The 24,545-nt window shown below is 71.7% G+C and carries 21 protein-coding genes; 14 read left to right on the top strand and 7 right to left on the bottom strand.

Annotated features, from left to right (window positions below; genetic code table 11):
- Positions 1 to 177 precede the first annotated feature (177 nt).
- Entirely contained in the window at positions 178 to 2,634 is a 2,457-nt protein-coding gene (locus JOE35_RS14735; RefSeq protein ID WP_209561683.1) for a right-handed parallel beta-helix repeat-containing protein, read from the top strand.
- Positions 2,635 to 2,715: 81 nt separating this feature from the next.
- Here JOE35_RS14735 and JOE35_RS14730 read toward each other — a convergent pair whose 3' ends face one another.
- A complete protein-coding gene (locus tag JOE35_RS14730) occupies positions 2,716 to 3,564 on the bottom strand; it encodes a helix-turn-helix transcriptional regulator (RefSeq protein ID WP_209561682.1) in 849 nt (282 codons plus the stop codon).
- Between the two features lie 159 nt (positions 3,565 to 3,723).
- On the opposite strand from JOE35_RS14730, the gene JOE35_RS14725 reads away from it, so the two are divergent.
- The 6 genes from JOE35_RS14725 to JOE35_RS14700 all read left to right on the top strand — a co-directional run bounded on the left by JOE35_RS14725 (position 3,724) and on the right by JOE35_RS14700 (position 8,513).
- A complete protein-coding gene (locus JOE35_RS14725; protein ID WP_209561681.1) occupies positions 3,724 to 4,470 on the top strand; it encodes an SDR family oxidoreductase in 747 nt (248 codons plus the stop codon).
- Between the two features lie 198 nt (positions 4,471 to 4,668).
- A complete protein-coding gene (tsaB, locus tag JOE35_RS14720; protein WP_209561680.1) occupies positions 4,669 to 5,343 on the top strand; it encodes a tRNA (adenosine(37)-N6)-threonylcarbamoyltransferase complex dimerization subunit type 1 TsaB in 675 nt (224 codons plus the stop codon).
- Positions 5,340 to 5,882, top strand: coding sequence for a ribosomal protein S18-alanine N-acetyltransferase (gene rimI, locus JOE35_RS14715; RefSeq protein ID WP_307803105.1), 543 nt, complete (start codon positions 5,340 to 5,342; stop codon positions 5,880 to 5,882). Before tsaB ends, rimI begins: the two co-directional genes overlap by 4 nt.
- Positions 5,879 to 6,973: a tRNA (adenosine(37)-N6)-threonylcarbamoyltransferase complex transferase subunit TsaD gene (gene tsaD, locus JOE35_RS14710; protein WP_307803104.1), complete on the top strand. Its 1,095-nt coding sequence runs from the start codon at positions 5,879 to 5,881 to the stop codon at positions 6,971 to 6,973. The genes rimI and tsaD overlap by 4 nt, the downstream gene beginning before the upstream one ends.
- A gap of 101 nt (positions 6,974 to 7,074) precedes the next feature.
- Entirely contained in the window at positions 7,075 to 7,449 is a 375-nt protein-coding gene (locus JOE35_RS14705; protein WP_209561679.1) for a DUF4190 domain-containing protein, read from the top strand.
- Positions 7,450 to 8,084: 635 nt separating this feature from the next.
- Complete coding sequence (locus JOE35_RS14700; protein WP_209561678.1) at positions 8,085 to 8,513, top strand: hypothetical protein; 429 nt, start codon at positions 8,085 to 8,087, stop codon at positions 8,511 to 8,513.
- Between the two features lie 54 nt (positions 8,514 to 8,567).
- Here JOE35_RS14700 and JOE35_RS14695 read toward each other — a convergent pair whose 3' ends face one another.
- Entirely contained in the window at positions 8,568 to 9,755 is a 1,188-nt protein-coding gene (locus JOE35_RS14695) for an SAM-dependent methyltransferase (protein ID WP_209561677.1), read from the bottom strand.
- 141 nt (positions 9,756 to 9,896) lie between these two features.
- Between JOE35_RS14695 and groES the strand changes: the two genes are divergently transcribed.
- The 3 genes from groES (at position 9,897) to JOE35_RS14680 (ending at position 12,853) form a co-directional block, all read left to right on the top strand.
- A complete protein-coding gene (gene groES, locus JOE35_RS14690; RefSeq protein ID WP_123355202.1) occupies positions 9,897 to 10,193 on the top strand; it encodes a co-chaperone GroES in 297 nt (98 codons plus the stop codon).
- 173 nt (positions 10,194 to 10,366) lie between these two features.
- A complete protein-coding gene (gene rarD, locus JOE35_RS14685) occupies positions 10,367 to 11,407 on the top strand; it encodes an EamA family transporter RarD (protein ID WP_209561676.1) in 1,041 nt (346 codons plus the stop codon).
- A gap of 108 nt (positions 11,408 to 11,515) precedes the next feature.
- Positions 11,516 to 12,853, top strand: a complete 1,338-nt coding sequence (locus tag JOE35_RS14680) for an ABC transporter substrate-binding protein (protein ID WP_209561675.1) — start codon at positions 11,516 to 11,518, stop codon at positions 12,851 to 12,853.
- Between the two features lie 457 nt (positions 12,854 to 13,310).
- Here the strand turns inward: JOE35_RS14680 and JOE35_RS14675 are convergent, their stop codons facing one another.
- The 4 genes from JOE35_RS14675 to JOE35_RS14660 form a co-directional block, all read right to left on the bottom strand.
- Positions 13,311 to 14,078, bottom strand: a complete 768-nt coding sequence (locus tag JOE35_RS14675; RefSeq protein WP_146903628.1) for an ABC transporter ATP-binding protein — start codon at positions 14,076 to 14,078, stop codon at positions 13,311 to 13,313.
- 17 nt (positions 14,079 to 14,095) lie between these two features.
- A complete protein-coding gene (locus JOE35_RS14670) occupies positions 14,096 to 15,175 on the bottom strand; it encodes an ABC transporter ATP-binding protein (RefSeq protein WP_209562106.1) in 1,080 nt (359 codons plus the stop codon).
- 94 nt (positions 15,176 to 15,269) lie between these two features.
- Positions 15,270 to 16,256: a branched-chain amino acid ABC transporter permease gene (locus JOE35_RS14665; RefSeq protein WP_123547729.1), complete on the bottom strand. Its 987-nt coding sequence runs from the start codon at positions 16,254 to 16,256 to the stop codon at positions 15,270 to 15,272.
- Between the two features lie 11 nt (positions 16,257 to 16,267).
- Positions 16,268 to 17,635, bottom strand: coding sequence for a branched-chain amino acid ABC transporter permease (locus JOE35_RS14660; RefSeq protein WP_233569094.1), 1,368 nt, complete (start codon positions 17,633 to 17,635; stop codon positions 16,268 to 16,270).
- Positions 17,636 to 17,920: 285 nt separating this feature from the next.
- On the opposite strand from JOE35_RS14660, the gene guaB reads away from it, so the two are divergent.
- On the top strand, positions 17,921 to 19,423 hold the full coding sequence (gene guaB / locus JOE35_RS14655; RefSeq protein ID WP_209561674.1) for an IMP dehydrogenase: 1,503 nt from the start codon (positions 17,921 to 17,923) through the stop codon (positions 19,421 to 19,423).
- Positions 19,424 to 19,510: 87 nt separating this feature from the next.
- Here the strand turns inward: guaB and JOE35_RS14650 are convergent, their stop codons facing one another.
- On the bottom strand, positions 19,511 to 20,461 hold the full coding sequence (locus JOE35_RS14650) for a type IV toxin-antitoxin system AbiEi family antitoxin domain-containing protein (protein ID WP_209561673.1): 951 nt from the start codon (positions 20,459 to 20,461) through the stop codon (positions 19,511 to 19,513).
- 241 nt (positions 20,462 to 20,702) lie between these two features.
- Between JOE35_RS14650 and JOE35_RS14645 the strand changes: the two genes are divergently transcribed.
- From JOE35_RS14645 to JOE35_RS14635, 3 genes are all read left to right on the top strand, one after another.
- Positions 20,703 to 21,824: a GuaB3 family IMP dehydrogenase-related protein gene (locus JOE35_RS14645; RefSeq protein ID WP_209561672.1), complete on the top strand. Its 1,122-nt coding sequence runs from the start codon at positions 20,703 to 20,705 to the stop codon at positions 21,822 to 21,824.
- Positions 21,825 to 21,941: 117 nt separating this feature from the next.
- On the top strand, positions 21,942 to 23,801 hold the full coding sequence (locus tag JOE35_RS14640; RefSeq protein ID WP_209561671.1) for a glycerol-3-phosphate dehydrogenase/oxidase: 1,860 nt from the start codon (positions 21,942 to 21,944) through the stop codon (positions 23,799 to 23,801).
- Positions 23,802 to 24,032: 231 nt separating this feature from the next.
- Positions 24,033 to 24,545, top strand: coding sequence for a cation:proton antiporter regulatory subunit (locus tag JOE35_RS14635; protein WP_233569095.1), 513 nt, complete (start codon positions 24,033 to 24,035; stop codon positions 24,543 to 24,545).

The following is a 24,545-nucleotide window of genomic DNA, read 5'->3' as shown; positions in this document are numbered from 1 at the left end:
GTATGAGTATTCGTTCTTGTCTTCACTGAGTGCCCCTCCCGACTCGCTGTCGCCTCGCCCCCGCAAGCCCCCCTCCGGGGGGCACGCCTCGCACCGAAGCCCCACCCGACGAAAGGAGCGCCGATGCTCGACGCCTCCCCGCCCCAGTCCGTTCCGACGCGCCGGAAGGCTCGTGCCGTGGTCGCCACAGCGGGGATGGCGGCGATCCTCCTGGCCGGCGTCCTCGTGCCGACGACCGGTGCCTCCGCGGCCACCTCGACCGCCGCCTCCGACAAGTCGTCGCGGGTCGTCGCGAAGGGCTGGGGCAAGGCGGACGCGGGAGGCGCGTGGACGACCAAGTCCACGAGCTCGGCCACCAGCTTCGCCGTGGGCAGCGGAGTCTCCTCGATCACGAAGCTGCCGGCGAGCGCCTCGGCATCCGCGACGCTGGCCGGCGTCTCGGTGCAGGACGTCTCCGTGCGGGAGCGAATCACCCTGCCGAACTCGGCCGCCGCGCTCTACCAGGGCTGGGAGCTGCGCCGCCAGGCGGACGGCTCCGCCTACCGCGGCCGTGTCGAGCTGGGTCGATCCGGCTCCGTCGCCCTCGCGCTCACCCGGGTGACGACGTCCGGCGAGACCGACCTCGGGCGAGTGGCCCTGCCCAAGACCGTGACCAAGGGGTCGCAGCTGACCGTGCTCTTCCAGGCGACCGGCACCTCCACCGTGAGCCTCAAGGGCAAGGCCTGGCTCGGCAGCAGCGAGCCGGCGTGGCAGCTGACGCGCACCGACGCGAGCTCGGCCCGTCTCGCGAAGGCGGGCGCCGTCGGCATCTGGCAGTACGCGAGCGGCAGCAACACGGTGGCCGTCACCACGAGCTTCGACGACCTCGTCGTCACGAAGTCCCCGCAGGACGCGACGCCGACGCCGACACCGGCACCGGCCCCGGCGCCTGCTCCCGCACCGGCCCCTGCTCCGGCACCCGCACCCGCACCCGCACCTGCTCCGGCGCCTGCGCCCGCGCCCGCGCCCGCGCCGAGCGCGTCGCAGGGCTCCGCCTCGGTGGGCACCGCCTCCTACCCGGTCCCGTCCGGCGCCCTCTTCGTCGCGCCCGGCGGCGACGACCGTGCCGCCGGCAGCCAGGCCGCTCCGTTCAGGACCCTCGGGGCGGCGGTGGCCGCGGCCAAGTCCGGCGGGACGGTCGTGCTCCGCGCGGGCAGCTACAACGAGAGCGTCGTCGTCCCGTTCGGCAAGCCGATCACGATCCAGTCCTACCCGCGCGAGGCCGTGTGGCTCGACGGCTCGGTGCCCGTGACGTCGTGGCAGCGCTCCGGCTCGTCGTGGAGCACCCCGTGGTCCTTCTTCCCGTCGTCGGCCGTGCTCGGCATCGCCGACAACCCCCGCTTCCTCTCGCCGTCGTTCCCCCTGGCGGCCAAGCCCGACCAGGTGTTCCTCGACGGCGCGCAGCTGACGCAGGTGACCGCCGCGCAGCTCGCTCCGGGCACCTTCGCGACGGACCCCACCACCGGGCGGGTCCTGATCGGCAGCGACCCCGCGGGCCACGAGCTGCGGGTGAGCAACAAGACGCAGGCCATCTGGGTGCAGTCGCCCGGCACGACCCTGCAGGGCTTCGGGGTGCGCCGCTACGCGACCCTCGACTCCGACCGCGGCGCGGTCCGGCTCGGCAACGTCGGGGCCACGGCCCGTGACCTCGTCGTCAGGGACAACGCCATGATCGGCCTCAACATCGAGAACAACGACGGCCGCCTCAGCCGCCTGACCGTCGAGCGCAACGGGATGCTCGGCATCGGCAGCAACGCCTCGTACGGGCTCCGCCTGACCGACTCGGTCGTCCGGGAGAACAACTGGCAGCGGTTCAAGGAGACCCCGGTCTCCGGCGGCGTGAAGATCACGCGTGCCAGGGACGTCACGGTGTCCGGCAACGACATCAGCCGCAACTACAGCTCCGGGCTGTGGCTGGACGAGTCCGTCTACGACGTGACCATCACCGGCAACACGGTCGTCGACAACGAGTGGACGGGCATCCAGCTCGAGCTGTCGAGCAAGGCGGTCATCGCGGACAACACGGTGACGGGCGGCAAGGTCGGCCTGCAGATCATCGGCACCGACCACGTGCGCGTCTACAACAACTCGATCGGCGGCTTCAGCGACATCGGCGTGAAGATCCTGCAGGACGAGCGCCGCCAGGCCACCGCGGCCACGGGGCAGGACCGACGACGCCCGATCCCCGACCCGACCATGAGCTGGGTGACCGGCGACATCACGGTCGCGAACAACGCCTTCGGCAGCGGCGGTCGGTTCCAGGTCTACGTCCTCGACAACAAGACGGGCCGCTCGGCCGACTCGATGGGCATCGTCGTCACGGGCAACGCATTCAACAAGCGCGTGACGACCGCCCAGGCGACCCTGCTGGGCTGGGGCGCAGGCGACAACAAGACGGTCACCCGGCTCGACTCGGTCGCCGCGATCGCGGCCGCCAAGCCCTCGTGGCGGAACGTCGAGACGGGATCGGCGCTCGGCCTCGGCTCCATGGTCAGCCTGCTGACGTCGTCGGTCGGGATCGCCGCGTCGCTCCCCGCCGACATCGCGGCGCTCGTCGGCCAGCCCGGCACGGCGAGGCGCATCGGCGCCTTCTGATCGGCAGCTCCTGATCGGCAGCCCCTGATGCAGGGCTGACGGGCAGCGGGAGGAGGCGGCGGGACACCAGGTCCCGTCGCCTCAGTCGTGCGCCGCGCTGAACCGCTGTGCCCCCACCACGCCGAGCAGCGCCAGCGCCTCGGCGGCGCCTGACCCGGGCACGGGGGTGAGCACCAGCAGCACCTGCGACTGGTCCTCGGTGAACAGCGCCTGGCAGTGCACCTCGATCTCGCCCACCTCGGGGTGCTGCAGGGTCTTGTGCTCGTCGAATCGGCTGCCCACCTCCTGCAGGTCCCAGTAGCGACGGAACTCGTCGCTCGTCGCGAGCAGGCTGGCCACGACACGTGCCGCGAGCGGGTCAGGATCGGGCATCGACGCGGCGACGCGCAGCTGCGCGACCTGGAGCCGGCCCTGGTGCTCGTGGTCGCGCCCCGGGTACTGGCCGCGCGCCTCCGGGTGGGCGAACCAGCGGTGCACGCCGCTGCGGTCGAGACCCGTCCAGCCCGTGCCGTCGCCGAACACGGCGGTGGCCAGCCTGTTCTGCGCCAGCGTCTCGCCGAGCTCGGTGATGACGAGCGCCGGGGTGTCGTCGAGGCGGTCGAGCACTCGCATCAGACCGGGGCTGACGTGCTGCGAGCGCCGGGCGCGGCGCGGAGCCTCGTGGCCGGCGAGACGGAAGAGGTGGTCGCGCTCGTCGAGGTCGAGGCGCAGCCCGCGGGCGATGGCCGTGAGCATCTGGTCGGAGGGCTGCGGGCCCCGGCGCTGCTCGAGGCGGGCCCAGTAGTCGGCGGACATCCCGACGACGGCCGCGATCTCCTCCCGGCGCAGGCCGGCGGTGCGTCTGCGGGCGCCGGCGGGCAGGCCGACGTCGGAGGGCTGCAGCGCCTCGCGGCGTGCGCGGAGGAACTCGGCGAGTCCGGGACGGTCCATGCGCCCATCCTCGCCCCCGAGGGCGCAGCGGACCAGGGACCGGCGCTCCCCCGATAGGCGCTCCCTTCCCCGTCGAGGAGGCGCGGCGCAGGCTGGACCGCGACGGGGCGCCGCGCCCCGACGGCCGCTCGACCACGGCCGGTCGACAGAGGAGACACCATGAAGACCACCGGGAACACCGTCCTGATCACCGGAGCCACGTCGGGCATCGGCCTCGGCCTCGCCGAGCGCCTCAGCGCCCGCGGCGACACCGTGATCGTCGCCGGCCGCCGCCGCGCGCTGCTCGACGAGATCGTCGCGACGCACCCCGGCGTGCACGCCGTCGAGCTCGACGTCGCCGACCCCGAGTCGATCCGCGCAGCGTTCGAGACCGTCACCCGCGAGCACCCCGACCTCGACGTCGTCGTGACGATGGCGGGCATCATGCTCCCCGAGGACCTGCGCGACCCTGCCCACCTGGACGTCGCCGAGTCGATCGTCACGACGAACCTGCTCGGCACGATCCGCACCGCGGCCGCGTTCGGCCCCTGGCTCGCGGCCAAGCCGGACGGTGTGCTGATGACCGTCTCGTCGGGCCTCGCCTTCGTCCCCCTGCCCGTGACGCCGACCTACTCGGCCACGAAGGCCGCCGTGCACTCGTTCACGCAGAGCCTCCGCGTGCAGTGGGCCGACACGCCCCTGCAGGTCGTCGAGCTCGTGCCGCCGGCCGTGCAGACGACGCTGATGGGCCAGCAGGACGACGAGTCGGCCATGCCCCTCGACGAGTTCCTCGACGAGACCGTGCAGATCCTCGAGCAGCAGCCCGACGTCGAGGAGGTGCTCGTGCAGCGAGTCCGGTTCCTCCGCGACGCGGAGGCCGAGGGGCGCCACGCCGACGTGCTCGCGCTCCTCTCGCAGCACCGCTGACCCGCGCCTCCTCATTCAGGAACTCCAGTCCTGATCTGCGCAGGGGAGGGACCCGCAGTCCTGAGTCGTGCACAGATCAGGAAGTCGCGCAGCCGCTTTCCTGGATCCGGGCGCGCCGGGCGCGCCGGACGCGCCGGGTGCCTGATCCGAGCCGAGGAGGCGCGGGTCGTGTCGGCGGCACCGCCTACGATTGACCTCGTGATCCTGGCCATCGACACCTCAGCCGGCACCGCCGTCGCCGTCGTCGACCGCGACGGAGGGGTCCTCGCCGAGCGGTCCGTCGCCGACACCCGTCGGCACGCCGAGGTGATCGGCACGTTGATCCTGGCTGTGACGACCGAGGCGGGGGTCGCGCCGCACGACCTCAGCGCTGTCGTCGCGGGCGTCGGGCCCGGCCCGTTCACGGGGCTCCGGGTCGGCATCGTCGCCGCCCGTGCCTACGCGTTCGGCGCCGGCGTGCCCTGCCTCGCGGTCGGCAGCCACGACGCGATCGCCTTCGAGCGGCTGAGCGTCGAGGCGGGCCGGTCGGTCGCCGACGCCGGCGGCCGGCTCGACTCCCCGCTCGTCGTCGTGACCGACGCGCGCCGCCGCGAGGTCGCGTGGACCGCCTGGTCTGGTCTCGACGACGACGGCCTCCCCGTGTCGGTCGGCGGGCCCGCGCTCGTGGTGCCGGCGCTCCTCGACGAGGCGACCGGCGCCTCCTCGGCCTGGCCTCGAACCGACCCCGACGACACGGTGGTCTCGGCCGGCGCGCTCGGCATGCTGGCCGAGCGGCTCTTCGAGCACGGCCGTCCGTTCGCCGACGCCGCTCCTCTCTACCTGCGCGAGCCGGACGTGACGCCGGCGGCCCGGCCCAAGACGGTCAGCCAGTGAGCTTCCGGCTGCGTCGCGCCTCCGTCGACGACCTCGACGGCGTCATGGCGATCGAGACGTCGGTCTTCGCGAACGACGCCTGGTCGTGTGAGGGGATGGAGCACGAGCTCGCCTCCCGCGACGGCTTCTACCTGGTCGCGACGCCGGACGGCGACGACACCCGCATCGTGGGTTACAGCGGGCTGATGGTGCTGCCGGGGGCTCCCGACGCCGACGTCCAGACGATCGCCGTGCTGCCCGAGGCGCGGCGGGCCGGTCTCGGGCGGGCGCTCATGGGCCAGATGATCGCGGAGGCCCGGCGGCGCCGCGTCCGCGAGGTGTTCCTCGAGGTGCGCGCCGACAACCCGACTGCGCAGGGCCTCTACGAGTCGCTCGGCTTCGAGGGCATCGCGGTCCGGCCTCGGTACTACATGCCCGACGGCGTCGACGCGGTCGTCATGCGGCTGCGGGTGCCCGCGACCACGACCGAGCCCGCGGGCGCGACCGGCGGTCTCGCGGGCACGACGACCGAGACGAGCGAGAGCGAGCAGCTGCAGTGACCGAGACCACCGCCTCCTCGGCCGTCGCCGACGCCGACGTGCGCCGCGCGCCCGTCGTGCTCGGCATCGAGACCAGCTGTGACGAGACCGGCGTCGGCATCGTGCGCGGCACCGAGCTGCTCGCCAACGTCATCTCGTCGTCGATGGACGAGCACGCACGCTACGGCGGCGTCGTCCCCGAGGTCGCCGCCCGCGCCCACCTCGACGCGATGGAACCGGCCCTGCGTGCGGCGCTCGCCGAGGCGGGGCTGACGCTCGACGCGGTCGACGCGATCGCGGTGACGAGCGGACCCGGGCTGGCCGGCGCGCTGATGGTCGGGGTCGGCGCGGCCAAGGCGCTAGCCCTGTCGACGGGCAAGCCCCTCTACGCCGTCAACCACCTCGTCGGGCACGTCGGCGCCGACGTGCTGCGCGACGACGGCAGCGACCTCGAGCTGCCGACCGTCGCCCTGCTCGTCTCCGGCGGGCACACCTCCCTGCTGCACGTGCGCGACCTGGTCGACGACGTCGAGCTGCTCGGCGAGACCATCGACGACGCGGCGGGCGAGGCGTTCGACAAGGTCGCGCGCCTGCTGGGCCTGCCCTACCCGGGCGGGCCGCACATCGACCGCGTCGCCGCCGGGGGAGACCCTGCCGCGATCAGGTTCCCCCGCGGGCTCACCCTCCCGAAAGACCGAGCGGCGCACCGGTGGGACTTCTCCTTCTCCGGCCTCAAGACCGCCGTCGCACGGTGGGTCGAACGTCGACGAGACGAGGGGCAGGAGGTGCCGGTCGCCGACGTGGCCGCCAGCTTCCGCGAGGCGGTCGCCGACGTCCTGCTCACGAAGGCGCTCGACGCCTGTGCCGAGCTCGGCGTGCCGCGCCTCCTGCTCGGCGGGGGCGTCGTCGCCAACGCCCGCGTGCGGCAGCTCGCCGAGGAGCGCTGCGCCGCAGCCGGAGTCGAGCTGCGCGTGCCTCCCCTGTCGCTCTGCACCGACAACGGCGCCATGATCGCGGCCCTCGGCGCACAGCTGGTCTCGCGCGGGCGGGCACCGTCCCCGCTCGACTTCGGGGCGGACTCCACGCTGCCGGTGACGGTCGTCCAGGTCTGACCACAGCCGTTCCTCGGCTGTCCACAGGTGCCGTGCCCCGCCGGGCCGTCGCGTGCCCCTCGCGCTAAGGTGGGGGCCTCACGACCAAGGAGACCCCGGACATGACCGACCAGAACCCGGCCCCCCAGGGCCAGCCCTACCAGCAGGACGCCTACCAGCAGAACCCGTACCAGGCGCCCCCGGCGCCGAACGGCGGCTACGGCGCCCCGGCCCAGCGCAACTCGCTCGCGCTCGTCGCCCTGATCCTCGGCATCGCCGGCTTCTTCACGGGCATCGCGAGCATCGGCGCCATCGTCGTCGGCCACATCTCGCTCAGCCAGATCAAGAAGACCGGCGAAGAGGGCCGCAGCATGGCCCTGTGGGGCCTGATCCTCGGCTACGTCGCGGTGGCGCTGTTCATCATCGCGACCATCTTCATCATCATCTTCGTCGCGGCCGCCGCCTCGACCGGAATCAGCGAGTACAACACCTACTGAGGTGTCTGCGGGCGTCGAGTCCGCATCGGGGTCCTGAGTTCCTTCATCGACTCGGTGGATAGCATGACGGGGTCCGCGCTCACCGGCGCGGGCCCCGTTCCCGCATCCTGAGCGTGCCGACCGCACGACTCGTCCGCAGCAGCCCCGCACGCGAAAGGCTCCTCATGGCCACCGACGACCCGAACTCCGAGCAGCCGGCCCCCACTTCCGCTCCCTCGTCTGTCCCGGGCGGCCACGACCGCCCGGCCTCGTCGCCGCCGCTGCCGCCCACCGCGTTCCCGGGCGCCGCTTCACAGCCGCCTGCGCCCCAGCCCTCGCACCACCCGTTCGTCGCTCCGGGCGCCGCGCCGTCCGCGCCGCAGCCCCCGGCGTCGGCTCCGTACGGTGCGCCGCAGCCTCCGGCGTCGGCTCCGTACGGTGCGCCGCAGCCTCCGGCGTCGGCTCCGTACGGTGCGCCGCAGCCTCCGGCGTCGGCTCCGTACGGTGCGCCGCAGCCTCCGGCGTCGGCTCCGTACGGTGCGCCGCAGGCTCCGCCGCGGCCCGTCTACGGCCAGCCGGGTCAGCAGCCGGCGCAGCCCTACGGCGCCCCGCAGCCTCAGCAGTACGGCGTGCTCCCGCAGCCTCAGCAGTACGGCATGCCCCCGCAGCCTCAGCAGTACGGTGTCCCGCAGCAGCAGCAGTACGGCGCTCCGCAGCAGCAGCAGCTGCCCTACGGCGCCCCGCAGCAGCCCTATGCCGCGGCCTACTCGCCCTACGCCGCCGCCGGGGCCACCAGGCCCTCGAGCGTCCTCAGCATCCTCTCGCTCGTGGGGTCGCTCGTGGGCGTCCTGGCGGTGCTCGTCACCTTCGGCGCCGGGGTCGTGTTCTCGATCGCCGCGGTCGTGCTCGGGCACATCGCCAGCCGCCGTGAGGGGCACGCGCGTCGGCTCTGGCTCCCCGGCATCATCGTCGGCTACGCCGGCATCGCCCTCGCCGTCATCATCTGGGTCGCGATCGGGGTCTTCTTCGCGAGCGTGCCCGGCGGGTCCTCCGGCACCTTCGACGGAGGCTACGGGCAGTCCTGACCCCCACCTCCTCGGGGCTGGCCCTCACGGGCCCGGCCTCGGGAGGGGCGATCGTCAGACCCGCTCGCAGAGCAGCGCGGCGTGGCGGCCGGCCACCCGGGTCAGCACCAGCGTCGCGGAGTGCGTGCCCTGCAGCGAGAGCCGCTTGCGGAAGGTCGCGGGGTCGACGTCGACGCCGCGCTTCTTGATCTCGAGCCGGCCGATGCCGCGCGTGCGCAGCTCGCGCTTCAGGGTCTTCTCGTCGAGCGGGAACGTCTCGACCACGCGGAACACCTGCGCGAACGGCGTCTCGACCGCCTCGTCCGAGGTGAGCCAGGCGATGTCGCGGCTGAGCGTCCTGGCGCCGAGCCGTCGGGCGAGGTCGCCGATCAGGCGGGCTCGGATGACCGCGCCGTCCGGCTCGTAGAGGTACTCGCCGAGCTCCCCCACCTCGACGTCGTCGGAGTCGGCGGGAGCGGTCAGCTCGGCCGCTCCGTGCGCGCCCACGACGAGCGCGGCCCGGCCCACGCCGGGACGGGCGAGCGGCCCGAACCAGACGCCGACCTCGACGACCTCGCGGTCGACGGAGATCCACTGGCACTCGGCGTCGACGGGCAGCAGCTCGCGATCGACGCCGGGGCCGAGCTTGACGCCGGTCGGCAGCCGCTCGGCCCAGCCGAAGGCGACGTCGAGCGAAGGCGACCAGTCGGCCGGGTCGGCCAGCCGCCTCGTCGCGGCGTGCCCGGCCGTGCGGCGCGCCGGGTCGAGGAACACGCCCTCGACGTCGCCGACGTCGACCGTCGCGGCGTCGCCCTGCACGACGCGGGAGGACGCCCACGGCGCCAGGTTGTAGGAGGCGACGGCCGCGGTGACCTCGTCGCGGTCGACCGCCAGCACGTCGAGCTCCAGGGCGGCGAGGGCGAGCGCGTCGCCGCCGATGCCGCAGCCCAGGTCGGCGACGCTGCCGAGCCCTGCAGCCCGGTAACGGCCGGCGTGACGGGCGGCGACGGGGAGGCGCGTGGCCTGCTCGAGACCGGCCTCGGTGAAGAGCATGCGGCTGGCGAAGTCGCCGAACTTCGCGACGGCCTTGGCCCGCAGCCGGGACTGGCTGAGCACCGCGGCGACCAGTGAGGGGGAGTGGCCCTGTCGGCGGAGGGCTGCGACCGACGCGACGACGTCGTCCGACGCGCTCCACGGGGGGAGCGAGTCGAGCAGTCGGAGCCCCTCGGGCGAGAGCACGTCGAGAAGCTCAGCGGTGTCCATGACCCCAGTCTCGCCCATCCCCGCCCGACTCTGGCACTCGGATTGACCGAGTGCCAGTTCGGCTCTACAGTTGATCTGGCACTCGCACGTGGCAAGTGCCAGCCCACGTTCTACGAAGTTCCGAGAAAGCAGAGGTCAACCGTGTCGGTCTCCATCAAGCCGCTCGAAGATCGCATCGTCATCCAGCAGGTCGAAGCCGAGCAGACCACGGCTTCCGGCCTCGTGATCCCCGACACCGCCAAGGAGAAGCCCCAGGAGGGCGAGGTCGTGGCTGTCGGACCGGGTCGCATCGACGACAACGGCAACCGCGTGCCGCTCGACGTCGCAGTCGGCGACAAGGTCATCTACAGCAAGTACGGCGGCACCGAGGTCAAGTACGCCGGCGAGGACTACCTCGTCCTCTCGGCGCGCGACGTGCTCGCCGTCATCGTCCGCTAGGCAGACGACGCACCTGCTCCATCCGGAGGCCCCCGCCCAGGCGGGGGCCTTCGTCGTGCCCGGGCAGGCTGCGCAGGCGGAACGGCAGCAGAGCGAGCCAGCGTGGCAGGAGTGGCCGTGTCCGGTGACGGCGGCCCGCCCTAGAGTCGTCTCGTGAACCGCAGAGCGCTCTCGTGAACCGTCCCCGCACCTCCTCGTCGGGCGGTCTCGCCTACGCCGTCAGCGCCTACGGGCTCTGGGGCGTGCTGCCGGTGTTCTTCCTGCTCATGTCGCCGTCGGGGCCGTTCGAGATCGTCTCGTGGCGCATCTTGTTCTCGCTCGCGTTCTGCGTCGTGCTGCTCGCCGTGACGCGAGGGTTCCCGGCGTTCCTGGCCCTCCTGCGTCAGGGTCGCGTCGTCGGCACGATGGCGCTGGCCGGCGTGCTCATCGTCGTCAACTGGACGACCTTCATCGTCGCGACCCTGGCGGGGCACGTCGTCGAGGCGGCCCTCGGGTACTTCATCAACCCGATCGTCACGGTGCTGCTGGCGGTGCTGGTGCTGCGCGAGCGCCTCCGGCCGGTGCAGTGGGTCGCGATCGGCCTGAGCGCCGTGGCCGTCGTCGTCATCACGGTCGGCACCGGCGGGGTGCCGTGGCCGTCGCTGATCATGGCCTTCTCGTTCGGGGCCTACGGCCTGGTCAAGAAGCAGATGGGCGGCAGGGTCGACGCCGTCAGCGGCCTGACGCTCGAGACCATGGCGGTGGCGCCGTTCGCGGCGATCGCGCTCGTCGTGCTGGCCGTGACCGGCATCGGCGGCGGTGTCGTCTTCGGCTCCGTCAGCCTGGTGCACACGCTGACGGTGATCAGCTCGGGGATCGTGACGGCCGTGCCGCTCCTGCTGTTCGCCGCTGCCGCGCGTCGCCTCCCCCTGGCGACCATCGGGCTGACGCAGTACCTCGCGCCCGTCCTCCAGTTCGTCGTCGGCGTCGTGCTGCTGCACGAGCAGATGCCGACGAGCCGGTGGGTCGGCTTCGCGATCGTCTGGGTCGCGCTGATCGTGCTGACGACCGACATGGTGCTGACCAGCCGCAGCGGCCGGGCCAGGGGCCGCGCGGCCGACCGGGCGCGGGATCTGGCGGCCGACCGTGCCGACGACCGCCCTGAGGGCACCTCCGACGAGCGCGTCGCAGGTGCTGAGTCGATGTCACGAATTGCTAACGAAACGACGGGGTGACGAGGAGAACACACGCAGGAAACATTCCGCCCCTAGTTTCTTCTCAATCGCGGGGACCGTCCACCTAGTGTCGGTCCGGCTGTACGCGCTTCATGAAAGGGACCACGGATGATCCGATCCACCAAAGGGCTGAGGGCCCTGGCGCTCGCAGGAGCCGCCTCCGTTCTGCTCGCAGCCTGTTCCACAACCTCTTCTTCCCCGAGCGACGACCCCTCCTCGTCCGCGTCGTCGACGACCAAGGCCGACCCCGCGGCCAACTGCGAGGCGCCCAGCAGCCCCGGCCAGGACGCCCTCCGCATCGGCACCATCCTGCCGAACACGGGCACGCTCGCCTACCTGGCCCCGCCCGCCGAGGCCGGCGTCGGCCTCGCCGTCGAGGACATCAACGCCGCCGGCGGCGTGCTCGGCCAGGACGTCACCATCGACCCCGCCACCGACTCCGGCGACAGCAACGACCTCACCGTCTCGAGCGCCGCAGCGACGCAGCTGATCGACGCGAAGGTGCCGGTCGCGATCGGCGCCGAGTCGTCGAGCGTCACGCTCAACGTCATCGACCAGCTCACCGCCGCCTGCATCGTCGAGATCTCGCCCGCCAACACGGCGACCTCGCTCAGCGGCTACTCGTCGTACTACTTCCGCACCGCTCCGCCGGACTCGGTCCAGGGCAGCGCGCTCGGCACGCAGATCGTCAACGACGGTCGTGCCAACGTCGCGTTCCTCGTCTTCAACGACACCTACGGCACCGGCCTGCGCGACTCCGTCCAGGAGTCGATCGAGGCCTCGGGCGGCACCGTCGTCTACGGCGCCTCCGGCGAGGGCCAGGAGTTCCCCCCCGGCCAGACCACGTTCTCGTCCGAGGTGACGGCCGCGCTGGCCACGAACCCCGACGCGATCGTCATCCTCGCCTTCGACGAGACCAAGTCGATCGTCCCCGAGCTCATCTCGCAGGGCGCCGACATCAGCACGGTCTACATGTCCGACGGCAACACGGCCGACTACAGCGAGGACTTCGACCCGGGCACCCTCGCCGGCGCCCAGGGCACCATCCCCGGTGCGTTCCCGTCGACCGACCTGCAGTCGCGCTTCGCCGAGTTCTACCAGCGCACCGCGGGCTCGGCCCTGGCCGACTACTCGTACGCACAGGAGTCCTACGACGCCGTCATCCTCGCCGCGCTCGCCGCGGTGAAGGGCGGGGGCACGGACTCGGGCACCATCCAGGCCAACATGGCCGCGGTGTCCGGTGCTGACGAGGGCACCGAGTGCAGCACCTTCGCGGACTGCGTCACGGCCATCGAGGCCGGGGACGACATCCACTACACCGGTCCCTCCGGCATCGGTGCGTTCGACGACCAGAACGACCCGTCGAGCGCCTTCATCGGCATCTACAAGTTCGACGACAGCAACGTCCCCGTCTACCAGACGGCGGTCGAGGGCCAGGTCGAGTAACACGGCCCCTGCCTGACAGAGAGGCCCCGGTGCTGCGGCACCGGGGCCTCTCTGCGTGCCGGGCGGTCCTGCACGTGCTCGGGCGTCTCTGCCTCTGCACACAGGGCCCTTCTGGCTGCGGGCACCCTGTGTGCTCGCGGCTTCCTCCGTGCCCGGGAGGCGCCTCCTCGACGCTGCCCCGCTCCTGCCTCGCCCCCCCCGTAATTTGAGAGTGATCCGGACTGCACGACGCCGCGGAGTCAGCATCTACGGGGCCGTCTCAGAGCATCTGTCTCGCTTCGGTGCGGGCGCCGCGGCGGGTGCACTCAGCCAGCGGCAGACAGCGTAGGAGGCGCGGTGCAGCACGGCCGCAACGGGCCCCGTCACCGGCACGCCCGCCCCGCCCCGCCCCGCCCCGCGCCCCCACGCACGACGAAGGCCCCGCACGAGATCGTGCGGGGCCTTCCTCGTACGCGCGTCAGTGCGACTCGTTGACGTCTTTCGCCAACGTGCCGAGGTAGAGCTCGATGACCTTGGGGTCGTCCGCAAGCTCGCGGCCGGTGCCCGAGTAGGCGTTGCGCCCCTGGTCGAGAACGTAGCCGCGGTCGCAGATCTGCAGGCAACGGCGGGCGTTCTGCTCGACCATGATCACGGAGACGCCGGCCTTGTTGATGCGGCGGGTGCGGATGAAGGTCTCGTCCTGGCGCACCGGCGAGAGGCCGGCGGACGGCTCGTCGAGCAGCAGCACCTTCGGGTCCATCATCAGCGCGCGGGCCATGGCGACCGACTGGCGCTCGCCGCCCGAGAGCGACCCGGCACGCTGGCCGCGGCGGTCGCCGAGCACGGGGAACAGGTCGTAGATGTACTCGAGCCGCTCGGCGAACAGCTTGGGGCGCAGGAACATCCCCATCTGCAGGTTCTCCTCGATGGTGAGCGAGGGGAACACGTTGTTCGTCTGCGGGACGAAGCCGACCCCGGCCTGCACGAGCTTGTTGGCCTTGAGGTTCGTGATGTCCTCGCCGCCGAGCGTGACGCTGCCCGAGTGGATCTTGACGAGGCCGAACAGGGCCTTCAGCAGCGTCGACTTGCCGGCGCCGTTCGGGCCGATGATGCCGATCAGCTCGCCGGGGTAGCAGACCAGGTCGCACCCGTTGAGGATGTTCACCCCTGGCAGGTAGCCCGCGGTGAGGTCGCTGGCGTTCATGATCGGCTCGATGCCGGCGAACTTCTCCGTGCCGGGGTGCATCTCGGTCGTCGAGGCGCTCATCGCTTGTCTCCGCTCTGCTGGCCGTCGGCCGCGTTCGTGGCCGCCGGGGTCGACGGGTCGGGGGAGCCGGGCAGGTCGCGCCCGGGCGTCCCGCCGCCGGTGCCGGCAGAGCCGGTGGTCGGGGAGGCGCTGGTCGCGTCGTCCGCGCGTGCCGCGTCCTCGGCCGCCACCTCCTGCTCGAGCTCCTCGAGCACCGCGTCCGTCAGCAGCGAGTCGTCGCCCAGGTCGGTGTCGTGGTGCGCGCCGAGGTAGGCGTCGATGACGGCCTGGTCGTCCATCACCGTGTCGGCCGGGCCCTCGGCCACGACCTTGCCCTCGGCCATGACGATGACCCAGTCGGAGATGTGCCGCACCATGTGCATGTCGTGCTCGACGAAGAGCACGGTGGTGCCCTCGTCGCGGAGGCTCTGGATGTGGCCGAGCAGCGACTGCGTCAGGGCCGGGTTCACGCCGGCCATCGGCTCGTCGAGCATGATCATCTCGGGGTCGCTCATCAGGGCACGGGCCATCTCGAGGAGCTTGCGCTGGCCGCCGGAGAGGCTGCCCGCGTAGTCGTCCTTCTTCTCGTGCAGCTTGAAGCGGTGCAGCAGGTCTTCCGCCTTGTCCGTGATCTCGCGCTCGCGGGCACGCCAGAGCGGCGGCACGATGCCGACGAAGAAGTTCTCGCCGGGCTGGTCACGGGCGCCGAGCAGCATGTTCTGCATGACGGTGAGGCGCGAGAGCGCCTTCGTCAGCTGGAACGTGCGCACCATGCCGGCACGGGCGACCTTGGCGGCGCCGACGTTGCCCATCGGCTTGCCGTCGAAGACCCACTTGGCCGTGTCGGCCCCGCGCTTGAAGGTGGTCGGTGCCGACGACGCCTTGTCGAACCCGGTCAGCAGGTTGAAGAAGGTCGTCTTGCCGGCGCCGTTCGGGCCGATCAGCGCGGTGATGGCGCCGCGCTGCACCTCGACGTGCTGCACGTCGACGGCGGTCATGCCGCCGAAGCGACGGACGACGTTGTCGACGGTGAGGATCGAGTCGGGCTTGGCCGAGCCGGGGGTGCGCTCGACGCTGCTGAGCTTGCCGCGCAGCACCTGCCGGTCGTAGTCGTAGCCGGGCTTGTCGCGCCGACCGGTCGTGCCGGTCGTGCTCGTCGTGTTCGCCGAGGTCGGGCTCGACGTGTTCGTCTCAGACACTGAACGACAACTCCTTCTTGTTCCCGAGGATCCCTTGCGGGCGGAAGATGATGAGGCACATCAGGGCGATCCCGACGAGGACGTACGAGAACTGGTCCGCCTGCTGGTTGCTCATGATGCTCGCCGGGATGAAGTCGCCTGCCAGGGTGCGGATCAGGAGGCGGACGACGAAGAAGAGGATCGCTCCCAGCACCGGTCCGAACACCGTCGCGGCGCCTCCCAGCAGCAGGGCCGTCCAGATGAAGAACGTCGTCGAGCGGCCGAGGGCGTCCGGCTGCACCGACGAGGGCAGCACGTAGATGATGCCCGCCAACGAGCCGATCACGCCTCCGAAGACCAGCGCCTGCATCTTGTACGAGAAGACGTTCTTGCCGAGGCTGCGCACGGCGTCCTCGTCCTCGCGGATGCCCTTGAGCACGCGGCCCCAGGGGCTGCGGCTGAGCAGGAACACGATGAGGCAGAGCAGGGCGACGAGCGCCCAGGCGACGATGCGGATCCACCAGCCGTTGACGCCGTTGTTGTCGTAGGTGAACCACAGGATCGTGGTCTGCCCGTCGGGCAGCGGCGACAGGGCGGTGAAGGGGTCGCGGTAGGACGAGCCCGTGATGCCGTTGGAGCCGCCCGTCACGTCCGTGAGGATGCTCGAGCGGCCGACCATGCGGATGATCTCCGCGGCGCAGATGGTCACGATGGCGAGGTAGTCGCCCCTGAGCTTCAGCGTCGGCACGCCGAGGATCAGCGCGAACACGAGACCGCCGGCGAGGCCGATGAGCACGGCGAGCCCGAGGGGCAGGCCGTTGACGAGCGAGATCGCGAAGCCGTAGGCGCCGACGAGCAGGAAAGCCGCCTGGCCCATGTTGATCAGGCCGGTGAAGCCGAAGTGGATGTTGAGTCCGATGGCCGCGAGCGCGAACGCCGCGGTGGTCGGGGCGAGCGCCTCGCCGGTGAGCTGGCGGATGAGGTCGATGACGTAGTCCATGGTTCTTCCCCTCAACCGATCCGCTCGGCGCGACCGAAGATGCCCTGCGGCCGGAACAGCAGGATGACGATCAGGATGAGCAGTGCGGTGGCGTACTTGAAGTCACCCGGGAGCACCAGGTTGGTGAGCTCGACGATGACGCCGATGATGAGCGAGCCGACGAGCGCCCCGAAGGAGGTGCCCAGTCCGCCGAGCGTGACGGCCGCGAACATGAGCAGCAGGATCTGCAGGCCGGTCATCCAGTTGACGCCGTTGAGCACGAGGCCGAGCATCACGCCGGAGAGGCCCGCGAGGCCGGCGGCCAGCGTCCAGACCAGGCGGATGATGCGGTCGACGTCGATGCCGGACGCGGCGGCCAGCGCCGGGTTGTCCGAGACGGCGCGGGTGGCGCGGCCGGTGCGGGTCTTGGTGAGGAACAGCCCGGTCAGCACGAGCACGACGATCGAGATGCCCATCGCCACGTAGGACTGCACGGTCAGGGTGACCCCGGCGAGCGTGATCGTCGTCGGGTTGGCCGTCTGGATGCGCACCGTCGCGGCGCCGAAGAAGTACTGGAACGCGTACTGCAGCGCGATCGAGAGGCCGATCGTGACGATCATCAGCTGGGTGAGGCTGAGCCCCTTCTTCCGCAGCGGTTTCCAGATCGCCGCGTCCTGCAGGAACCCGGTCGCGGCACAGATGACCACCGTCAGCGTCGCCGCCAGGAAGATGTTCATGCCGAGCTGGTTCGCGAAGACGTAGGCGAGGAGCCCGCCGAGGGTGACCTGCTCACCGTGCGAGAAGCTGCTGAGGCCCGTGGTGCCGTAGATCAGCGAGAGGCCGATGGCCGCGAGGGCCAGCAGGAGGCCGAGGCGGATGCCGGACGCGAACTGCTGTGCGACGCGGTCCCAGCTGAACGACGAGGCCTGTGCGCCGCCGGTGGTGGCGCCCTCGGTCTCGCTGAGCTGGAAGATCACGCCGGCGTTGGCGCCGAGCGTGGCGTTCACCATCCGCTCGTCCTGCTCCGCGTTGGTGAGGAACTGGCCGTCGGGCAGCGAGTCGGTGTCGAGGGTGACCGTGTACTGGCCGGCCTCGGTGACGGGCAGCGCCCAGCGGCCGGTGCCGTCCACCTCCGCCGTCTGCTCGAAGCCGCCGGGGCCGGCGACCTGCAGGACGACCCCGCTCGCGGGCTCGCCCTCCGAGGTGCGGATGCTGCCCTGGATGCAGCCGGTCGCGGGGTCGACGGTGCACGAGGCGGTGGCACCGCCGGACGCGTGGGCTGCGGCGGGCGCCAGCATCACCGAGACGAAGGAGCCGGCGAGGCCGAGCAACAGCGCGAGGACGGTGACGATCAGGGCAGGCCGCAGCGCGCGCGGTGCGATGGTCGTGTCGGGTTTCACGGAACCTCCTGGACAGGTGCCAGTCGGGGCGATGCCCCGGGTGCCGCTGGCTCACCGTCGTTGGTGAAGATACTTTCGCTGTGTGTCGGCCGTGTTTCGTGCAGGACACAGGCAAGAGTCGAAACTTCGTCACCGAATCGTGTCCTTCTGGCCGGATCTCGGCGTGTCGGGGGCTCGCGACGACAGGAATGCAGGAGGCGCGGGCCGGGTTAAGATCGATCACCGGGGTCGACGGCGATCCGGTGCTCCCTCCTCCCACCTCACTCGCTCCTTCGAAGGGGACTCATGGACCAGCCGGATCCGTTCGGATTCATCGGACTCACGTACGACGACGTCATGCTCCTCCCCGGGCGCACCGACGTGATCCCGAGTGAGGCAGACACCTCGTCGCGCCTCACCAAGCGCATCCGCGTCGCCGTCCCGCTGCTCTCCGCCGCGATGGACACGGTCACCGAGTCGCGCATGGCGATCGCCATGGCCCGACAGGGCGGCATCGGCATCATCCACCGCAACCTGTCGATCGAAGACCAGGCGGCGCACGTCGACAAGGTCAAGCGCAGCGAGTCGGGCATGATCACGAACCCCGTCACGACGTCTCCGGACGCGACCGTGGCCGAGGTCGACGCCCTCTGCGGCCAGTTCCGCGTCTCCGGCCTGCCGGTGATCGAGCGGGACGGCACCCTCGTCGGCATCATCACGAACCGCGACATGCGCTTCGTGTCGCCCTTCGAGATGCAGACGACCTTCGTCCGCGACGTGATGACGAAGGCTCCGCTGATCACCGCCTCCGAGGGAGTCGACCCCGACTCTGCCGTGGCGATCTTCGCCCAGCACAAGATCGAGAAGCTGCCCCTCGTCGACGAGTCCGGCAAGCTGCGCGGCCTCATCACCGTGAAGGACTTCGACAAGAGCGAGAAGTACCCCGACGCCACGAAGGACGACGAGGGCCGTCTCCGCGTCGGCGCCGCGATCGGCTTCTTCGGCGACGCCTGGAAGCGCGCCTGCGCGCTCCGCGACGCGGGCGTCGACGTGCTCGTCGTCGACACCGCCAACGGCGAGAGCGCCGGCGAGCTCGACATGATCAAGCGCATCAAGGCCGACCCGTCGTTCGCCGCGATCGACGTCATCGGCGGCAACGTCGCGACCCGCTCGGGCGCCGAGGCGCTCATCGAGGCCGGCGCCGACGCCATCAAGGTCGGCGTGGGCCCCGGCTCGATCTGCACCACCCGTGTCGTGTCCGGCGTGGGCGTGCCGCAGGTCACCGCCGTGTACGAGGCGTCGCTCGCCGCGCGGGAGGCCGGCGTGCCGGTCATCGCGGACGGCGGCCTGCAGTACTCGGGCGACATCGCGAAGGCGCTCGTCGCCGGCGCGGACACCGTCATGCTCGGCTCGCTGCTCGCCGGCTGCGACGAGAGCCCCGGCGACCTCGTCTTCGTCAACGGCAAGCAGTTCAAGAACTACCGCGGCATGGGCTCGCTCGGGGCCATGCAGACCCGCGGCAAGAACACGTCGTACTCGAAAGACCGGTACTTCCAGGCCGACGTCCCCACCGACGACAAGCTGATCCCCGAGGGCGTCGAGGGCCAGGTGCCCTACCGCGGCGCTCTCGGCAACGTCGTCTACCAGCTCACGGGCGGCCTGCGCCAGTCGATGTTCTACGTCGGCGGCCGCACGGTCGACGAGCTGAAGATGAAGGGCAAGTTCGTGCGCATCACGGCGGCCGGCCTCAAGGAGAGCCACCCGCACGACCTGCAGATGGTCGTCGAGGCGCCCAACTACCGCCGCTAGCCGCCCCGCCCCTGCCGGGGGAAGGTAACGAGAAAGGGACGATGTACCGGCGGGCCCGCCGGTACATCGTCCCTTTCCTGTCGCTCCTCACCGTCGACGTGCTGTCCCGGCCGCGAACAAGAGCTGCGCGAGCCGCCCCGGCCGCGCGAGGTCGTGCCGGGTCCAGCGTGCCAGTCCGACCGTGGTCGGCATGGCACGGAGGCGATCCTCCCGGAGCTTCTCGTCGAGCACGACCTGTTCCGGCGTCCGGCCGGCGCGGTGGGCTCCGCCCAGGTACTTCACCTCGCCGTCGAACTCACCCAGGCTGCCCCTCTCTGGGCACGCGGGGTCCGGGAAGAAGAAGTCGGCGTAGCCGATGAGCCCGTCCGCGTCCCGGCACTCCTTCTGCAGCACGGGCGCGACGAGTCCGGAATCGTGGGCGCACACTCGGCTGACCGATTCGCCCGGAGACTCTGCGCCGGCGTCGCCGAAGCCGACCGCCCAGGCAGCCCGCCGCCTCGCGCGGGCGCTCGGGCGGGACCCGATGAGGTCGGCGAGCTCTGCTCGCTCGAGACGTCCGCGGTGCAGCACGTCGTCGACCAGCACGACCGCCTGCTGCCGCCCTCGGGTCGTGAGCAGGTCCAGCACGGTCCGCCGCATCGAGGTCACCAGCACCCCGTCGAGGTCGACGACGTCCTCCTGCCCCAGGGCCGCCGCCCTGATGCGGACCAGGTGCTCGCTGCGCGGAGCCCCGCCGCCGGGGTCGACGAACTCCGCGGGGCCACGTGGCCAGCCCCAGGAGGGAAGGCCCCACGCGATCGCCGCTGTCTCGTGGGACAGGACGAGCCCCCGCCGCCGCTTCCTCTGCACGGCCACGGCGCGGTGCAGGTGCTGCTGACGAGGGTCGAAGGTCGACCACTCGGGGGAGGGGACGTAGGCGCCCGGGCCGATCCGCGTCAGCGATCCTGCTCGGCAGGCGCGCGCCAGCGCTCGGTCGTCCTGTCCGCTGGCGGTCAGCTCTGCAGACAGGACGAGGTGAGGGGTCACGGCGGCGTCCATGCGCCCACCGTGCCCGAAGCGCGGTCCGACCTCGACCCGAGCTCTCGGGGCTGGGGACGGACGGTGTCCCGTCGCGGCCGGGGGAGGAAGGACTTGCTGCCGCGAACGGGACGTCTCGGCGCTGGGCCCCTGGGCAGGTCGTCCCGTTCGGGTGAGAACGCGGGGCGCGGCGGCGCAGGCTGCGGACAGGCGGCGGGGCGGGGCCCGGGGGCTCGCGCCGCACCTCCGGTAGGGTTGCGGCGTGACTGAGGTAGAGATCGGCGTTTCCAAGCGCGCGCGCCGCGCCTATGCGTTCGACGACATCGCGATCGTCCCGAGCCGGCGCACCCGCGACCCTCGGGACGTGTCCGTGAGCTGGTCGATCGACGCGTTCCACTTCGAGTCGCCGATCATCGCGGCGCCGATGGACTCGGTCGTGAGCCCGGCCACGGCCATCCGCATCGGCGAGCTCGGCGGCCTCGGCGTCCTCGACCTCGAGGGCGTCTGGACACGGTACGACGACCCGGAGGCGGTGCTCGCGGAGATCCGCGACCTGCCCGAGGACGAGACGGTCGCCCGCATGCAGCAGATCTACGCCGAGCCGATCAAGCCCGAGCTCGTGACGGCGCGCATCGCCGAGATCCGTGCGGCGGGCGTGCCCGTCGCCGGCTCGCTCAGCCCGCAGCGCACGCAGGACCTGTACCAGACGGTCGTCGACGCCGGTGTCGACCTCTTCGTCATCCGGGGCACGACGGTCTCGGCCGAGCACGTGTCGAAGACGACCGAGCCGCTCAACCTCAAGAAGTTCATCTACGAGCTGGACGTGCCGGTCATCGTCGGAGGCGCCTCCACGTACACCTCGGCGCTGCACCTGATGCGCACGGGCGCGGCGGGCGTCCTCGTCGGGTTCGGCGGCGGCGCGGCCAGCACGACCCGCGCCTCCCTGGGCATCCACGCGCCGATGGCGACCGCGGTCGCCGACGTCGCCGGGGCGCGTCGCGACTACCTCGACGAGTCGGGCGGGCGCTACGTCCACGTCATCGCCGACGGCGGGCTCGGCACCTCGGGCGACATCGTCAAGGCCGTCGCCTGCGGCGCTGACGCCGTCATGCTGGGGGCCGCGCTCGCACGCGCCACCGACGTGCCCGGCGGCGGGTACCACTGGGGCGCCGAGGCGCACCACCCCGAGCTGCCGCGTGGTCGTCGTGTGCACGTGGGCCAGGTGGGCACCCTCGAGAAGATCCTCTACGGGCCGGCGGACTCGGTCGACGGCCAGGCCAACATCATCGGCGCGCTCCGCCGGTCGATGGCGACGACCGGCTACAGCGACCTCAAGGAGTTCCAGCGCAGCGAGGTCGTCGTCGCTCCCTACCAGCCGCACTAGGCGCCGCCGCCTCCACAGGCACCCCGATCTCACCTGGCGCTGCCAGCCGATCGGGCGTTGGATGGTCGCATGCACGGGTCCTCGGGCCCGCGACCGTTCCGACGATGGAGGCACCGCATGGCCACGACCGCGACCGAATCCCTCTCCGCGAAGCTCGGGCCAGACGAGCGCGAGCGCGCCGTCGAGGCGCTGAAGACCGAGGAGCTCGACATCCTCGTGATCGGGGGCGGCATCGTCGGGGCAGGCTCTGCTCTCGACGCCGTCACGCGTGGCCTGAACGTGGGCATCGTCGAGGCGCGCGACTGGGGCTCCGGCACGTCGAGCCGCTCGTCGAAGCTCGTGCACGGCGGAATCCGCTACCTCGAGCAGCTCAACTTCCGTCTCGTGCGCGAGGCCCTGATCGAGCGCGGCCTGCTGCTGCAGCGGCTCGCGCCGCACCTCGTCAAGCCCGTCCGGTTCCTCTACCCGCTGAGCAAGCCGGTCTACGAGCGCTTCTACATCGGCGCCGGCATGGCCCTGTACGACATCTTCAGCTGGACGGGCGGTCGGCCGCCCGGGGTGCCCCACCACCGCCACCTCACGAAGACGCAGGTGCTGCGCGCCATCCCGAGCCTCTCGAAGGACGCGGTCGTGGGCGGCCTCACCTACTACGACGCCCAGGTCGACGACGCCCGCTACGTCTCGTCGCTGGTGCGTACCGCCTCGAGCTACGGTGCCCACGCCGCCAGCCGCGTGCGGGTCGAGGGCTTCGTCAAGGTCGGCGAGCGCGTCGTCGGCGTGAAGGCTCACGACTATCAGACGGGCGAGCACTTCGAGATCCGCGCGAAGCAGGTCGTGAACGCGACCGGCGTCTGGACGGACGACACCCAGGCCATGGTCGGCGAGCGAGGCCAGTTCAAGGTCCGCGCGTCGAAGGGCGTGCACCTCGTGGTGCCCCGCGACCGCATCCACTCCGACATGGGCATGATCTTCCGCACCGAGAAGAGCGTCCTGTTCGTCATCCCGTGGGGTCGCCACTGGCTGGTCGGCACGACCGACACCGACTGGGACCTCGACAAGGCGCACCCGGCGGCGACGGCGGCCGACATCGACTACATCCTCGAGCACGTCAACAAGGTGATGGCCGTGCCCCTCACCCGCGACGACGTCGAGGGCGTCTACGCCGGTCTCCGGCCCCTGCTGGCCGGCGAGTCCGACCAGACGTCGAAGCTGTCGCGTGAGCACATCGTCGCGCACACGGTGCCCGGCCTCGTGGTCGTCGCCGGCGGCAAGTGGACGACCTACCGCGTGATGGCCGAGGACGCGATCGACGAGGCGGTCGCCGCGCTCGACGGCCGGATTCCCGAGAGCACGACGATGGAGATCCCGCTGCTCGGCGCCGAGGGCTACCACGCCGCCTGGAACAAGCGCGGCAAGATCGCGAAGCAGCTGGGCGTGCACCGGGTGCGCGTTGAGCACCTGCTGAACCGCTACGGCACGTTGACCGACGAGGTCCTCGCGCTGGTGCGCGAGCGTCCCGAGCTGGCCGAGCCACTGCCGGGCGCCGACGACTACATCGGGGCCGAGGTCGTCTACGCGGCCAGCCACGAGAGCGCGCTCCACCTCGAAGACGTGCTGGCGAGGCGGACCCGAATCTCGATCGAGGCGTGGGACAGGGGCGAGTCCGCCGCTCCCGTGGCCGCGAAGCTGATGGCCGAGGTGCTCGGCTGGTCCGACGCCGAGACCGAGGAGGAGGTCGGCAACTACCTCAAGCGCGTCGCGGCAGAGCGCGCGAGCCAGCTCGAGCCCGACGACGAGTCCGCCGACCGGGTCCGCCTCGAGGCGCCCGACATCACCTTCGGCTTCGACGAGGACGACATGGTCGTGCCCGGCGCCGACCAGGGCGGGGCGCCGAAGCCCGGCGAGGACGTCGTCGAGCCCGCGGGGACCCCGGCCGACGACACGTCGGCGGACGCCCCGGGCGGTCGCGCGAGCTAGCACCACGAGGTCGCGAGGCGACCAGGCTGCAGGAGGCGCGGTGCCCGCTGGTCGGGGACCGCGCCTCCTGCGTCCGCCCGCCGAGAACGCGGCGTCGTCCCGGGAACACCGGGGGAGGGGCGCGGGTTGTCCACCGCATGAGCAGCCCGGTGTCCGCGTCCGTGCCCGTCGCTAAGCTGAGACGACTGCCCCTGAGTGACCTGGAGTCGGACCATGGCTGATGTGCGTCGAGTGAAGCTCCCCGGTGTGGGCGTGCTGCACACCTTCGTCACCGACGACGGCGGCAAGTGCGGCGTCATCACGCATCGGTCGGGCCACAGCGACCTGATCACGTTCAGCGACGACGCCGACGGCGCCGACGTCAAGAAGGTGTCCCTCCGCCTCAGCGAGGACGAGGCGCACACGCTCGCCGAGCTGCTCGGCGGCACGCGCATCACCGAGTCGCTGTCGGCGCTCGACCAGATCCCCGGCCTCAGCATCGACTGGTTCACCGTCGACTACGACGACCACATCGCCGGCCAGCCGCTCGGCGACCTCGGCGCGAAGGGCGTCGTCGGCCTCACGGTCGTCGCCGTCGTGCGGGGCGACGCGGCGAACCCCGCGCCGTCGGGCGACTTCAAGGTGTTCCCCGGCGACACCCTCGTCGTGGCGGGCAGCCCCGAGAAGGTCGCCAAGGCCTTCGCCTGGTACCGCACGGGCGAGCTGCGCCACCGCAGCCCGGTCGACGCCCCGCCCGGGAGCTGA

Origin of the sequence: Frigoribacterium sp. PvP032 (assembly GCF_017833035.1) — a bacterium.
Taxonomy (GTDB): domain Bacteria; phylum Actinomycetota; class Actinomycetes; order Actinomycetales; family Microbacteriaceae; genus Frigoribacterium.
Note: the sequence above shows the minus strand (reverse complement) of the source record. Positions and strands in the feature narration are given on the sequence as shown.